The sequence below is a fragment of the Pseudoalteromonas sp. bablab_jr011 genome (assembly GCF_016464045.1).
Taxonomy (GTDB): domain Bacteria; phylum Pseudomonadota; class Gammaproteobacteria; order Enterobacterales; family Alteromonadaceae; genus Pseudoalteromonas; species Pseudoalteromonas lipolytica.
Genome location: NZ_JACDWU010000184.1, coordinates 48,433 through 62,834, shown reverse-complemented (window position 1 = coordinate 62,834; position 14,402 = coordinate 48,433). Strand labels below are relative to the sequence as shown.

Below are 14,402 nucleotides of genomic sequence, written 5' to 3'. Positions count from 1 at the left end.
TATGTTTGGACTCTCAAAATTATTCTCTGGTAAATCGGCTGAAAAAGAACCGCTACTTGATGCGTTAGCTGCTTATAGAAGCAGCGCATTTGCGATTGGGATTGAAGCCCAATGGGTAAAAGAAATAACAATAAATACCGACAAAAGCTTTAAGGTTAAGCTGGAATTACCCTTTGCTGGCAAGGGAGAATTAGCACAAATCGAAGAGTTTGTTAGCAATAAGCTCTCAGTATCGGTGAGCATCGACGCCGAGGTGTCATTACCCAACCAATGCTGCTTTAAGCAGATTAAGCAGATTGTACTTGTTGCATCTGGCAAAGGGGGAGTGGGTAAGTCGACAACGGCTGTGAATCTTGCTTCAGCACTTGAGCAAGAGGGAGCTAAAGTGGGGATTTTAGATGCTGACATTTATGGCCCATCGATCCCTTTACTTTTAGGTCTGCAGGGTGCTGAGCCTAAAACACTGGATAATAAAAACTTATTACCATTTGAAGCACATAATTTGAAAGCGCAATCAATTGGTTTCTTAGTGCCGAGTGATGATGCAACAGTGTGGCGAGGCCCCATGGCATCGGGGGCGCTTAATCAACTTATGAATGAGACCGATTGGGGTGAACTTGATTACCTCATCGTTGATATGCCGCCCGGCACCGGTGATATTCAACTAACCATGAGTCAAAAAGTACCTGCTAGTGGCGCTGTAATTATTACAACACCGCAAGATTTAGCCCTAGCTGATGCACAAAAGGGGATTGCTATGTTTAATAAGGTCAATATTCCAGTATTGGGTCTTATTGAGAACATGAGTTACTTTTTATGTGGTCATTGCGGCGAACCCAATCATGTATTTGGCAAAGATGGCGCTGTAAAATTAGCTCACCGCCATGGTGTGCCTGTATTAGCCAACATCCCTCTTGCGATTGAAATACGTGAAAGCTCGGAGCAAGGGCGGGTAATTTCTCGAGATAATGCAGCATCAATCAGCGCTACCTACAAGAATGCTGCACGTGTCCTAGCCAGCAGCTTGCATTACCAGCAAACACAAAATAGTTCGGTAGAAATACTGATAACAGAAGATTAAACACAGAAAAAAATGTTAATTTCTTGTTGTTTATTAATCATTATGACAATGAGGTATTTGTGATTTTGTGCTTAATTAGTGCATTTACTGCCCTTTAGAGTGTTTTCTGTCTACTTAAAAGACACATAAAACAACTTGCGATGGCGCTTTCTGTAGCGACATTAGCTGGCTGCGGTGGCTCTGCCACAGAAACAAAAATTGACACTATCGACCCAAGTGAACCCACTTCTGATTGGGTGATGGTATGGGAGGATGACTTTAATGGCGATTCAATTGACAAAAACTAACATCGCGAGAGTACGAACTCGTTAACGTATTTGAAGGTTCATATTTTCTCAGCTTATGTCGCGTCTTGTTATACATTCATTGTATTAAAAAAATCATTTCACCCCATACTAAACGTAAAAGTTATTCTTAACGGTTTAAATGAGTATAAAAAATTAATTCATGAAGAAATGTCTGTAAGACTAACTTGATAAGTGAGTTTTGTGTCACAATAATCCCAGCATACTGTGAGCTTTAACGCTTATTGATTGCATTAAATGCATGAACTAACGTGAAGCAAGATAATTTTTACAGCGCAACATGTTGATAATAACTGTTTGGCTGTTTTAGGTAGAATAATAAATGAGATTATCAGATACCCATATTCAGCAATATATTAACGAGGGTCGTATCGTTATAGAGCCTTCACCGAGTAAAGACATGATTTCTGGGGTGACGGTAGACTTACGTTTAGGCAATAAGTTTCGAGTGTTTCAAGATCATACCGCAGCTTACGTTGATTTAAGCGGTCCGAAAGATCAACTTAATAAAGCGATGGAATCAATTATGAGCGACGAAATCGTGTTAGCGGAAGAAGAAGCCTTTTTTCTTCACCCAGGCGAATTAGCCTTGGCGATTACGCATGAAAAAGTTACGTTACCCGCTGATATTGTGGGTTGGTTAGATGGCCGCTCCTCACTCGCTCGCCTTGGTTTAATGGTGCACGTAACGGCACACCGAATTGACCCAGGTTGGTCAGGTAATATTGTGCTTGAGTTTTATAACTCGGGTAAATTGCCTTTGGCATTAAGACCCATGATGAAAATAGGGGCGATGAGTTTTGAGACCATGACCAGCCCAGCCGAAAATCCTTACAACACCCGTAAAGATGCGAAATATAAAGATCAAAACTCGGCGGTAGCGAGTCGTATTAGCGACGATAATAAGTAAGCTTTTCTTATGTGGCCTACGGGCCACAGTACTTTAATTGCAAATCGTTCCCAAAAGTTGGCAATTTACGCTGTTCCCCCCCATACTTTTAGCTGGTGTTTAATGGCACGGAGCTAAAATGCTTTCAATCAGCAGGTGCATCCTTACGTTTTATAAACAGCTGGTAACTGCTACTTGTTGTCTTTTTTTGTATACCTTTACAGCGACTTTAAATGCGGCTGAACTCCCTGTTTGGCTGATAAACACTGATGACCCAGTTTTTATTGTTAGCCAATCACTGCAGCAGAAATTAGACGATAAGCATAAAGTAAATATGCTTGAACCCAAAACACTTCGCTTAAAAGCACACAGTTCGTATTGGCTTGTCATCGACTTAAATAAGTTACCAAGTAATCAAGACTACGTTGTGTATATTGCTGAACCCAACTTAACGTGGAAAAAGTTTTATCTTCTTGATGATTTATTACAAATTCAAAATAAAGATAGATTGGCATCATTAGTCAGCTTATCGAGTGTGCGACCACACTGGTTAGTCGATCACAATCGTCAAAATCGCTGGGCACTTCTTAATTTCCAACATGAGCATGCGATATCAATTGAAGTCGGGGTTGTTTCAGCTAAAACGTTTGAAGTTAATTTACACCAAACAATTTTGGGGTATGGCGCTATCCTGGGTGTCTTGGTTTTATGCATGTTTGTATGTGGGGTGTATTACTTCATATCGAAACGCTTTAAGTATCTGACATTAAATGCTTACTTCGTTTTAGTGACCATTGGATTTATGATAGATAATGGTTTAACGAGCTTTTTTGTTAGCGGGTTAGAGTGGAGCGCTAAGTGGCTTATAAACCAGTATGCATTGTGTTTTGGTGCTTATTTTTTGTATCACTTTGCTGCAATAAACAGACTTAAAAGTCACTATAAATCGGTGTGGATCGCTTTATTAGGTGTGTCAATAATTACTGCAATAATGGCTTCGTTATTGCCGCAACTCAATCTGCAATCGTCGTACATTTTTAGTTGTATTGTCTTTTTAATGCTCGCAGGTATTGCGATTACTATTTTGTACAAAGGAAAAGGTGAGCGTACGCGTTTAAGATTATTAATGGTGCTTACATTGTCTGTTCAAGCGTTTAGTTGGTTGGTGTGGAATGGCTTTGGTGTTGGTAATCACACCATGCAAAATGTCATTCTATTATTCACATCGTTAGCTATTAGTTCATTGTTGTTACTTAAAGATAGACACAGAATTTCATCATTTAATTATTCAATGACACATGATGCGGATACAAAATTACCCAATAAACAATTGCTACTGAGTGAAATAATGAAAAAAGTAGCGCACAAACAACATTTTTCTGTGATGTTGTTCAGGCCCCATGTCTTGGTAAATGCCAGAGCAACATTTGGCTATGAGCATGCTAATAACTGCATTGTGACTACGCTGGATTTACTTACCCAACAGCTTGAATCGATTAATGCTTTAAGGCTGGAAACCCATGTTGATCAAGGTGTCTGGATAGCACGCGTTGATGACAGTATTTTTGCTTGTGTTGTAATGGGGGAGTTGGAACTGAGTCATATAGAGCAATTTGCTTGTTTGATTCATGGAGTGTTTGAAGAGGGCATCACGCATAACAATGTAAAATTAGTTGATAGTGTTGATATTGGTGTTGCCCATTATCCTTTACATGGTAATACCGCCAGACAAATTCTACAGTGCGCGATTCAAGCTATGAGTGAAAAGCGCCTGCAAGGTGAGCGCTGGCGTATGTTTGATTTAGAAAGTGCGAGACTCTCAGAGCAAAGGCTGCTCATTGCCGCATCATTAAAATTAGCGATTGAAGAAGACCAATTAAACTTACATTTTCAGCCACAGATATGTTTAGAAACGGGTGATATTGTGGGTTGCGAAGCGCTACTTCGTTGGCATCACCCTGCACTTGGAGCAATCGGCCCTGATACCTTTATTCCGATTGCTGAGTCCTCAGGGGTCATTAATCAACTTACCGAGTGGGTCGTTGCGAAAGGCATAGAATGGCAAGCAAGGTTTTGTGAGTTAATACCTGAGCATGTCATTTCTATTAATATCTCGGCAAAAGATTTGCTCAATAAAGATTTACCTGTGCTGTTTATTACTAAGTTAAATGAGCTAGGTGTAAGTGCTGATTCTGTGATGCTTGAGTTAACAGAATCAGCGACCCTGGAAGAAAGTAAAAATATAAAAATAACACTGGACGATTATCGCTTAATTGGTGTGAAACTCGCCATTGATGATTTTGGTACAGGTTACTCTTCACTCGCTTATTTAAGTCAACTGGGCTTTGATGAGGTGAAAATTGATAAGCAGTTTGTTCTTAATCTCGCTTTTTCGTTAAATGATCAAAGTATCTGTAAAGCAACCTGTGATATTGCTAAAACGCTCGGTGCCAAAGTGGTGGCCGAGGGCATTGAAGACCCGCAGAGCTTGGCCATTTTACAACGTTATGGCTGCCAAATAGGGCAGGGATATTACTTTTCCAAACCGCTTGAGGCTGACGATTATTTACTGTGGATCAAGAACTTTAAGTCGGTTGATGTTAGCCACGATGTAAAAGCACACCTAGTTGATTAAAATACCGTAATAATGCGTCTGAGCAGCGTGATGTATGCTCTATGCTTGGGTAAATTAAACCACCGTCATTTAAGCCACTCACTAAAAAACTATTTTTAATCGCAGGATGGACAGCAATGCATTGCTCAAAACACCGTGCCGCAAGTTCTTCTGGCATGCTCATATAAATATGCTGTCGTTGTTTATCAAAGGCTATCGATTGTGTGACGAACTCGTTTGGGTTATTACCTTGAGTATCTAAAAAAACCTGATGAAAAAACTGATTGAGGAAATGATTTAACGGGTGTGTTAAATCAGGTGTTTGGGTTAACCACAATGATGAGCAAAACTGCATGGGTTGTCTGTGTGGGAACATATGCTGGCAAATATGGTGATCAAAGGCATGAAACCACTCATGTGCGAGGGCTCCTCCTCCGGCATTTTTTGCCAGAGCAAGTGTTTGGCTTTGCGCATTATAATGTGCTTGCACTCCTTTTTGACCGCCATGACCGAAAGCAAAATTCAGTTTGCCACGAAGGCCCATTGCCACAGGTGGTAATGACAGTATTTGTGCGAGATCTGCCAGCGCGTCATAAATTAAATTTGCAGCTAATAATCGTTCTTGCTTGGTAACCCAATGACCCACAACGAGGGTACGAAATCCGAACGTGTCGCGAATATCGTCAAAATCAACTTGGTCATCAAAACGGTAATCGGGACCTTGGCGGCTAAACCCCGCACTTAAACGTTTAGACACTCGCATTATAAGTAACGTGCCTTGACTGCTTGAGGCATGTGCTGAGTTTGTTTTTCAACAAGCGCCGTGAGTAAGTGATAAAGCGGGTCAACATTACACTGTTCGATTAAATTAAGGCTCTGTGCAACGGCTTCTAATGTCGACAAGCTATCGGCGCGAGGTGCTTTTCTGATCACGTATTTGTTTTTTGGTAAAGTGGCGAAGCTGACAGCCTTGAAGTGCTGCAAACTTGGGGTCAGCATCAGCATTTTGTAGGCTTTTTTCCATGTGCCATCAAGCACCACTAAATGAGTAAGCTGTTGTTTAAAGTCTAATGTTGCATCAGTGCACTTATCAAGCATGATTGCATTATCGGCGGGATACAACAGTGCCGTGCTCTGTGTTGGCAGTGAGGCAAGCTCAGGAAAGTCTTGTTCAGACTCGCCACTCAAAATAATACAGTTCGCTAAACCTAATTTAAGCAGGTGCGCTGTGTTTTTAGTTACTTTTTCTTCGCTAGGATGACGTAATATAATGATTTTTAGTTTATTATTAATTATGCTTATCGCATTACATAAGCAGGTTCTGACTGAAAAGCCACAACCCGAACACAGTTCTCTAGCCATATTAAACTTCTAGCATACAATTAAAGTATGGCTATTATACATGAGCTCTGGTCATAGGGTTGCTTTTTTACAATGAACAGCTAGAGTTGCGATTTAAATGATGACGTTTTTGATCAAGGGATAAACATGACGACGATCACAATAGATGAAGGTGCACTTGAAGGTATGGAATCGCTTTTGGGTGATCAATTTGCCGACACCTTAACCTTTTGCTGCAGTGAGTTTCAACGCTTGAGTGGTGAAGTTTTAGCGAATTTGGATTCAGAAAATGAAGTTGCTGCGCGTCATGCACATAGCTTAAAGTCAAATGCTGCGCAATTCGGTGCATCGAGCTTATCTGATGTTGCTCGCGAAATTGAACAGGCGTTAAACGAGGGGCATGTGGATACAGCAATAGAAAAGTCACAAAACCTTGACGCGCAAGTTGCAGGTTCAGTTGAAAAACTACAGGCCTGGTTTGCTGGTCGCTAATAACTTGAATTTATTTCAGTTATAACCTCAAAAATCCACTAGCGTGGTTAGCCTCTGCTAGGTTAGTCTTAGGGTCTAATAGTAGAGGTAACCATGTCACAAATAAAAAAGAGTCACAAACTTAACGGTGTCTGTTATGACATTCGTGGGCCTGTGCTTGCACAAGCTCGAAAAATGGAAGATGAAGGTCAAAAAGTTCTCAAGCTTAATATTGGCAACCCTGCGGCCTTTGGTTTTGATATGCCTGAAGATATGCACCGCGATATCATCCGTAACTTGTATTCAGCCCAAGGCTACTGTGACTCTAAAGGCCTTTACTCTGCCCGTGTGGCTGTTTATCAACACTATCAGCAACGTGGATTATTCAACCTAGATGTCGACCATATTTATATCGGTAATGGGGTGAGCGAGCTTATTCAAATGACGACTCAAGCATTGCTTGATAACGATGATGAAGTACTGATCCCAGCACCCGATTACCCACTATGGACCGCGTCTGTTAAATTAGCGGGTGGTAACCCTGTTCATTATTTATGTGATGAAGAACAAGATTGGTTTCCAGATATTGCTGATATAAAAAGTAAAATTACCTCAAAGACAAAAGCGCTGGTACTGATTAACCCGAACAATCCAACGGGGGCTGTCTACAGTGATGACTTATTAATGGAGCTTATTAATATTGCGCGAGAGCATAAGTTGCTGTTATTAAGTGATGAGATATACGAGAAAATTTTATATGACGGCGCCACACATACCTCAATAGGGGCGTTGTGTGATGATGTGCCTATTATTACCTTTAACGGCCTTGCAAAAACATACCGAGCAGCGGGCTTGCGTATGGGCTGGATGGTATTAAGTGGCCGTACAAGTGTAATGGAAGACTTAGTGCGTGGTTTAGATATGTTGGCATCTATGCGCCTGTGTGCCAATGTACCTGCACAATATGCGATTCAGCAAGCATTGGGTGGTGTACAGTCAATCGATAATCTAATTAACCCCGGTGGGCGCTTGTGTGTGCAACGTGATATTGCATGGCAAGGACTAAATGCGATAGACGGCATTAGTTGTAAAAAACCAAAAGGCGCACTGTATGCCTTTGCAAAAGTTGACACCGACAAGTTTAAGATTAAAAACGATGAACGCATGATCTTAGATTTGCTAAAAGCCGAAAAAATACTGCTCGTGCACGGCAGGGCATTCAACTGGCCTGAGCCTGACCACTTTAGATTGGTGTTTTTACCGAACAAAGATGATTTAACTGAAGCAATGGGTAAGATGCAACGATTCTTTGCAGATTACAAACAGAGCTAAAATCATCGCTCATAATAGCGAGATAAGGCTCTAATGCCGTTCACTTTAGGTGAGCGGCATTTCTTTTTATGAAGTAACGATTGCTCGCTGTTACTTTTACCAGTTTGTAATAATACATTATACCAATGTGCAATAATACTTAATCATTTTGAGGAATTGAACCTGTCGCTACCTGCGTTAAAAATCTCTGACTTACGACGGCATAGATGCAGAGCAATTGCCGATAACACCTAAATAACGACATTTTTACCTTATTATCAACGCGGTTTTATTGCCTCAAAATAGATTACTTAATTAAGCGAATTAGTATTACTATTAAAAAGCCTTATCTACGCGAACGGTGTTATCACTTAAATAAACAAGACGAACTTTGTCACCTTGATTAAATATCATCCGACTATCCTTGTCTTGAACGACCATGTATTGCTCGCCATTTTCTACTTGAATCATTAACTCAACAAGTTGATATTCAATATAACGGCTTGATTGCTGACGGTTGTGTGCAATCGACCCGCCAATCATTGAACCAAGAATAGTTGCCACAGTTCGACCACTTCCGCCGCCAAATTGATTCCCTACAACACCGCCTAATAGTGCGCCGCCAAAGGTTTTCCAGCCATTTGTTTGATCTTTAACCAGTTCTTGCTCGGTTATATTACGAACTGACTGCACTGAACCAAACAAAACTTGCTGCACGGGAACCGCTTTATTACGCTGATAATCAGCGTAACTCGGCGCACTGAGCAATAAACATAGGCTAAATAAACTAATAAGGTACTTCATATAACCTCCTGGCTACCAGCCAAAAGTAGATTTTTCGCGTGTTTTACGGATTTCAGTTTCATCAGCCCACTCAATCAGGCCACTTTTTAAATCCATTAAACGCATCGTGAATTTATAATAGACATCGGCTTTATCTGCATTAGATTTTACAATGCTCGACAGGTTGCCGTATAACATATACTGCGCTCCCACTTGCTGACCAAATGCGATTGCAGTATTGGGATTGACGAGCGGGTCGACATTTTGGAAATTAAGCTGTTCGCGCACCGCTTCGACACGCGTCATATCAACAAAACGGAATTTACCGCTGCGTAATAATTGTGTCGAAATAGAGTCAGTGATTGATTCTGTATCAATATGCTCGCTGGTTTTATTTTTTATCCGCTCAACAAACACGATAGGACGCGAATTTGCTGTTAATGTCCCCACAACAGGCGATGCCAATAACGAATCTGTCATTTGGCTGGCGACCTTTTGCAAATCAGTTGAACCAAAGTTGATATCGGTTGTTTCAACAGCCTGAGCATCACCATAACTGACAACTGCTTTGTTGGCACAGCCAGATAACAGTAACGACGTTGCAATTGCGATAGCGGTGGCTGATTTCACTGAATATAATTTCATTGTGGCTTCCTTAATCTTCGAATTCTTGTGCTTCTGTTGAGACTTCACGAACAGCAAGCGAAAAGGTGACTGCATCAGATGTTGGGGCTAAGCCCGGTAGTTGTGTTTTTGCAAAACCAAACAAGGTAATTGCTTGCCATGGTGAGTGATTGCCTTTTATGACAAACCCATCGGCGTCATACCAAGTAAATTGATATTGTAAATATTGAGACTTTTTATACTGACTTGCTAATGTCACAACCACATCGGTTAAGCCATTGGTTTGGCGAGTTTTTACATCAGAAATCGCAAGCTTGTTACCAAGTTCAGGGTTATTAACAATAAGTTGTTGATTATATTGTTGTGATGCTTGCTCGACACCGATACCAGAGGTGGTTGGGCGAGAGGAGCAAGCCGCAACGAGTAATAGGGTTAGTAATGGCACTAAATATTTCATTATTGCTCCTAGAGTTGGACTACATGTGAGTCAAAGTAATTATTAATAAAGGTTAGGTAGACAAAGGTTAACCCCTGCTTACTAACCGCAAAGTCAATTTTTCCGTGCCCTGACACCCACAGAGAGTGATTACCAGGGGTCATTGCTGTTTGTGCGATACTTAACTGATTTGGTAAAGTTAACCAACTGCGAGTATCTGCTTGCTCAGAGGCAAGGTTATATATATTCGCTAAAATATTGCCGACATCACCACCACTTCTGGCAAGTTCTGCACGCATTTTTTCTTTTGCCACTAGCCTCAAAACTTGTCGTGAAACTCTGCCCGCACTTTGATCTTTCAATGTTTTCGCTGCAAGTGACTCAAGCCGAACTATCGGCGTGAGTGTTAAACTTTCACCCGAGACCGTGATATTTTTTTGTGAGCTCACATAAGGCACGTCGCTGTATACGGGCATGGCGATACTGTAAAAACGCGCATCGCCACGCGAAGTATAAATGGGTAACCGTAAATTATATTCTTGCTTAGCAGGGACCAGGCCTTGCTCGGCAATAATAATAACCTGACCTTGATTGGCGTTGACCTCATTGAGCTTACCAAAACGCTGACTAAAAGTTTCAAAGTCTTGATCAAAACCTTGTTTTTTAGCGAGTCGTAATACATTTTGTTGTAAATATGTATTATCGGTGTTTATCTCTAGGGCTTTTTTATAATCGATATAGGCATCATCAAATTGTTTATTCGCCTCATAAAGCATACCCGATAAATAAAACGTAAAAGCATTTTGAAAACCGTTCTTCACATCACCAATTAGCGTGGTCATGTCGGGGTAGCCAGCGGCGGCTTCTTCAGTGCGTTTATCGAGCTCAGCTTGATTATCTTTCAGTGCATCTTCTTGTACTTTGTTTGCACGCCTTATTTCTACTAAAGCCGATTCTAATTGGTTTTCAAATACATAACTAAGCGCTTTATAGCTATGCAACATAGTCATTTCGTACGCGGGTGGTTCATAACTAATGACTGAGTCATTGGTTAATAATGCGTTACTTTGCTCAAGACCTGCGCTTATTTGTAGTTTTGCAGCTTGGCGCTTTTTTTCCATGTTCATATAAACAGCTTCAAATGTGCTGTTAGCCTCAGAGTGCTGATCTGATAAAAACGCTAACCGCGCAGTTTCAAGCTGATTTAACAAATAGTTACTGTGCATTGAACTGTTACTAGGTAATAGTTGGTTGGCTGTGTCGATATCATTTTGGCTGACAGCTTGGCGCACTGGCCTTAGCTGTGTTGCATAATCTTGGAATAGATCAGTAATACCTATGGTACTGCAACCAGATAACAGTAAAACAGCTCCAATAAATAAATGTCGATGCACTGAATACTCCTATAAGACAATGTAATCAGAGTAGCATACGCGACTTAACCGTCTATGATAAATTATGTAAAAAATCGTAAGTGATTTACGTTTAGAACGGTCTTGTATTTTATTATCAAAAGGATATCTGTATTTTGCTAACCACTGTGTTCTATACCTTGATGGCTTTGTGCGCTTTTGCCGCCAATTCTTTATTGTGCAGAATGGCTTTACAAAGTGGTGATATTGACCCTTTGAGCTTCACTGCCATTCGTTTAGTCAGTGGTGCATTAACCTTATTTTTGTTAATGCAATGGCAGGTTAAATCAGTTAAATCGATGACCGTTGTGGACAGAGGTAATAACTTAAGTGCATTGAGTTTGTTTGTATATGCGCTGTGCTTTTCAATTGCTTACGTTAATTTAAACACGGGAACGGGGGCGCTGATATTATTCTCAGCAGTGCAATTGACGATGATAGGGCACAGTATTATCAACAAAGAGCCATTGCGTAAATTACAGTGGGGCGCACTCATCGTTGCTTTTGCCGGCTTTGTGTATCTAATGTTACCCTCTGCAACGGTTCCATCCTTATTACCCGCGGTGTTAATGGCTGTCAGTGGTGTTGCTTGGGGAATATACAGTATTCGAGGAAAAACATGCGAAGCGCCTCTTCAAGCAACCGCGTATAACTTTCTTAGGAGCTTAATGCTCGTACCCATACTCATTTTGTTAGTGACGATGCAATGGCACGCTGTATCACCTACCGGCATTTGGCTTGCTATAGCCTCGGGTTCACTGGCATCAGGGGTTGGGTATAGTATTTGGTACTTAGTGTTACCTAAACTCAAAAGCAGTCAAGCAGGCGTTGTTCAACTTATTGTGCCTGTACTAGCAACGTTTGCTGGTGTGGTATTTTTAAATGAGCTATTAACCATGAGGTTAGTGATAGCCAGCGCCTTAATTCTTGGCGCTGTTATGGTGTTTTTATTAGCAAAAAGGCCAGTGAGAACGTAACTTATTGTGGGCTATTTACATTTAATACGTAGCGTTCATATAAACTGTTTAACTCGGATAAAATGGCTTTTTTGCCACATAAGTCACTCTCAGTTATGCGCTGTTGTAATGTGTCGATAGAAAGGTACTGCATCATGTTTGCTGACTGCGCTATATGGCTGATATGCCATGGTTCAGGTGCAACGCCACCCATGTACTCTCGGTATGGACGAAAAAAGCCATATTTCTCGAGATTATCATCAAGCCACGCTGTTAATCTAGCAAATGGCCCAGAAGTTGAATACTCTTCGGGGCTTAATTGCAGTTGATAACTATCACTGATGGCTGCAGTGTCAAAAATATCTAAATCGGTACCAAAATGATGTCGACTCGCGCCGGGTAAGGCTGAATAAAGCATAATTGCGTGGCATTTTTCAGCATCGCTCAATGCCGATAGGTCAACGGTTTCTTGTTCAAGGGTATAAACAGGGCGAAGGCCCTTAAATTTAGCATTCCAAATTGCACTTTGGCGCGTAAAATCACGAAAACTTGAGGCAATTCTAAGCTCAATTCCAGCCCTTTTAGCGCCTTGTTGTAATGCTAAAAAGTCGGTAACAATATCTGCATGTAAACGGTGGTTCTGCAGCTCAACTAAATGTGAGCTACTTGACCCTGTAACGCATTGCAGTAAATCGGGCTGACTCATGTTAACAATTGCTCGAGAATGGTTTCGTATATCTTTGCAAGTTGAATGAGGTCGTCACAGCTCACGCATTCATTCACTTTATGAATTGTGTCGTTGCGAGGACCAAGTTCAATGACTTTGGCACCTGTCTGTGCGATAAAACGTCCATCAGACGTACCGCCTGTGGTTTCAAGTGCAGTATCGCGACCCGTAACGTGTTTAATGGCGTTTACCGTTGCGTCGACGAGCGGACCGTGGTCGGTTAAAAAAGGTAAGCCATTAACAATCCAGCTTAATTCGTAGTTTAAGCCATGCTTTTCAACAATTTTAACAACGCGTTGTTGTAGTTCTTCATAGGTTACTTCGGTGCTAAATCTAAAATTAAATTGAATGTCTAACTCACCAGGGATGACATTGCCTGCACCGGTGCCACCATTAATGTTTGATACTTGGAAACTGGTCGCTGGAAAAAACGCATTGCCTTCATCCCATTGAGTTTGGCTCAGTTCTGCAAGAACTGGGGCAGCTAAATGGATGGGGTTTTCAGCAAGGTGAGGGTAGGCAACGTGTCCTTGCACTCCTTTGACAGTTAAAAACCCTGTGAGAGAGCCTCGGCGGCCATTTTTTACAACATCTGCGAGCACATCACGCGAAGACGGTTCGCCGACCAAGCACATATCAATCTTTTCACCACGTGCTTCGAGTGTATCAATCACTCGGGTTGTACCATTGATAAATGGGCCTTCCTCGTCAGAGGTGATTAAAAATGATATGGAGCCTTTATGGTCAGGGTGTTTAGCAACAAAGCGCTCAGTTGCGATAACCATTGCTGCTAAAGAGCCTTTCATATCTGCAGCACCACGGCCATGAAGCATACCGTCTTTAATAAGGGCTGAAAAAGGTGGGAATTGCCAATTTTTTTCTGGGCCTGTCGGGACAACATCGGTATGTCCGGCAAAACAAAAGTGGGGAGATTCAGTCCCTTTTCTTGCCCACGTATTAAGCGTGTCGGTAAAAAATAGCGACTCAATATTAAACCCTAGCTTTTCTAAGCGTTCGTTCATAAGCGCTTGGCAGCCTGCATCGTCAGGGGTGACCGATTCTCGTTGGATGAGTGCTTGGGCTAATTCAATAACGGGATCAGTCATTAGGCAAAAATCTCGTCGTATTGAGCAGCTTTAAATCCTAAATGATACTGACCGTTATGAATCAGTACTGGACGTTTTATCATTGCTGGCTGCGCGACAAGGAGTGCTAAAGCGCTTTCTTTATCTAAATTTTGTTTTTGCTCATCAGTGAGTTGACGGTAGGTTGTGCCACGCTTATTGACGAGTTCTTGCCAGTCTATATGTTGTGCAAATTCGGTGATAAGGTCGATACTAATGCCGTCTTTTCGATAGTCATGAAAAGTAAAGTCATAATTTTTATCAGATAAATACTTCTTGGCTTTTTTAATTGTATCGCAATTGCTGATACCATACATGATCGTCATAA

At 41.3% G+C, this 14,402-nt stretch carries 16 protein-coding genes; 7 read left to right on the top strand and 9 right to left on the bottom strand.

What is annotated here, in order from left to right; translation table 11 throughout:
* Window position 1: 1 nt before the first annotated feature.
* From apbC to JIG41_RS10255, 4 genes are all read left to right on the top strand, one after another.
* Entirely contained in the window at window positions 2-1,081 is a 1,080-nt protein-coding gene (apbC, locus tag JIG41_RS10270; protein ID WP_199524688.1) for an iron-sulfur cluster carrier protein ApbC, read from the top strand.
* Window positions 1,082-1,221: 140 nt separating this feature from the next.
* Window positions 1,222-1,368 (top strand): hypothetical protein, encoded by a 147-nt coding sequence (locus JIG41_RS10265; protein WP_199524687.1) that lies wholly within the window; start codon window positions 1,222-1,224, stop codon window positions 1,366-1,368.
* Between the two features lie 340 nt (window positions 1,369-1,708).
* Window positions 1,709-2,296, top strand: coding sequence for a dCTP deaminase (gene dcd / locus JIG41_RS10260; protein ID WP_036968938.1), 588 nt, complete (start codon window positions 1,709-1,711; stop codon window positions 2,294-2,296).
* Between the two features lie 187 nt (window positions 2,297-2,483).
* A complete protein-coding gene (locus tag JIG41_RS10255) occupies window positions 2,484-4,910 on the top strand; it encodes an EAL domain-containing protein (protein ID WP_162898033.1) in 2,427 nt (808 codons plus the stop codon).
* Here JIG41_RS10255 and JIG41_RS10250 read toward each other — a convergent pair.
* Both JIG41_RS10250 and JIG41_RS10245 read right to left on the bottom strand, forming a co-directional pair.
* Window positions 4,876-5,655 carry a CLCA_X family protein gene (locus JIG41_RS10250; RefSeq protein WP_371915637.1) on the bottom strand — a complete coding sequence of 260 codons (780 nt, stop codon included), beginning with the start codon at window positions 5,653-5,655 and terminating at the stop codon, window positions 4,876-4,878. The two genes, JIG41_RS10255 and JIG41_RS10250, sit on opposite strands and share 35 nt — an antisense overlap.
* A complete protein-coding gene (locus JIG41_RS10245) occupies window positions 5,652-6,251 on the bottom strand; it encodes a tRNA-uridine aminocarboxypropyltransferase (protein WP_065979822.1) in 600 nt (199 codons plus the stop codon). The genes JIG41_RS10250 and JIG41_RS10245 overlap by 4 nt, the downstream gene beginning before the upstream one ends.
* Before the next feature lie 126 nt (window positions 6,252-6,377).
* Between JIG41_RS10245 and JIG41_RS10240 the strand changes: the two genes are divergently transcribed.
* Entirely contained in the window at window positions 6,378-6,722 is a 345-nt protein-coding gene (locus JIG41_RS10240) for an Hpt domain-containing protein (protein ID WP_065979823.1), read from the top strand.
* Window positions 6,723-6,815: 93 nt separating this feature from the next.
* On the top strand, window positions 6,816-8,033 hold the full coding sequence (locus tag JIG41_RS10235) for a pyridoxal phosphate-dependent aminotransferase (RefSeq protein ID WP_036968919.1): 1,218 nt from the start codon (window positions 6,816-6,818) through the stop codon (window positions 8,031-8,033).
* A gap of 315 nt (window positions 8,034-8,348) precedes the next feature.
* Here JIG41_RS10235 and JIG41_RS10230 read toward each other — a convergent pair whose 3' ends face one another.
* Genes JIG41_RS10230 through JIG41_RS10215 form a run of 4 tightly spaced genes read right to left on the bottom strand, consistent with a single transcriptional unit; the run spans window position 8,349 to window position 11,249 of the window.
* Window positions 8,349-8,816 (bottom strand): glycine zipper 2TM domain-containing protein, encoded by a 468-nt coding sequence (locus tag JIG41_RS10230; RefSeq protein ID WP_180311518.1) that lies wholly within the window; start codon window positions 8,814-8,816, stop codon window positions 8,349-8,351.
* Between the two features lie 12 nt (window positions 8,817-8,828).
* On the bottom strand, window positions 8,829-9,440 hold the full coding sequence (gene lpoB / locus JIG41_RS10225) for a penicillin-binding protein activator LpoB (protein ID WP_036968915.1): 612 nt from the start codon (window positions 9,438-9,440) through the stop codon (window positions 8,829-8,831).
* A gap of 10 nt (window positions 9,441-9,450) precedes the next feature.
* A complete protein-coding gene (locus JIG41_RS10220; RefSeq protein ID WP_036968913.1) occupies window positions 9,451-9,876 on the bottom strand; it encodes a YcfL family protein in 426 nt (141 codons plus the stop codon).
* A gap of 8 nt (window positions 9,877-9,884) precedes the next feature.
* Window positions 9,885-11,249 (bottom strand): COG3014 family protein, encoded by a 1,365-nt coding sequence (locus tag JIG41_RS10215; RefSeq protein WP_199524686.1) that lies wholly within the window; start codon window positions 11,247-11,249, stop codon window positions 9,885-9,887.
* Window positions 11,250-11,383: 134 nt separating this feature from the next.
* Here JIG41_RS10215 and JIG41_RS10210 point away from each other — a divergent pair, with 134 nt between their 5' ends.
* Window positions 11,384-12,244 (top strand): DMT family transporter, encoded by an 861-nt coding sequence (locus tag JIG41_RS10210; RefSeq protein ID WP_283246056.1) that lies wholly within the window; start codon window positions 11,384-11,386, stop codon window positions 12,242-12,244.
* Between the two features lies 1 nt (window position 12,245).
* Here JIG41_RS10210 and JIG41_RS10205 read toward each other — a convergent pair whose 3' ends face one another.
* From JIG41_RS10205 to JIG41_RS10195, 3 genes are read right to left on the bottom strand one after another with little or no spacing between them, the layout of a single operon-like run.
* Window positions 12,246-12,929, bottom strand: a complete 684-nt coding sequence (locus JIG41_RS10205) for a M15 family metallopeptidase (protein WP_180311519.1) — start codon at window positions 12,927-12,929, stop codon at window positions 12,246-12,248.
* The gene (gene dapE / locus JIG41_RS10200; protein ID WP_036968908.1) at window positions 12,926-14,056 is read right to left on the bottom strand and encodes a succinyl-diaminopimelate desuccinylase; all 1,131 of its coding nucleotides are present in this window, start codon (window positions 14,054-14,056) and stop codon (window positions 12,926-12,928) included. The genes JIG41_RS10205 and dapE overlap by 4 nt, the downstream gene beginning before the upstream one ends.
* Window positions 14,056-14,400 (bottom strand): ArsC family reductase, encoded by a 345-nt coding sequence (locus JIG41_RS10195; protein ID WP_036968906.1) that lies wholly within the window; start codon window positions 14,398-14,400, stop codon window positions 14,056-14,058. The genes dapE and JIG41_RS10195 overlap by 1 nt, the downstream gene beginning before the upstream one ends.
* Window positions 14,401-14,402 lie beyond the last annotated feature (2 nt).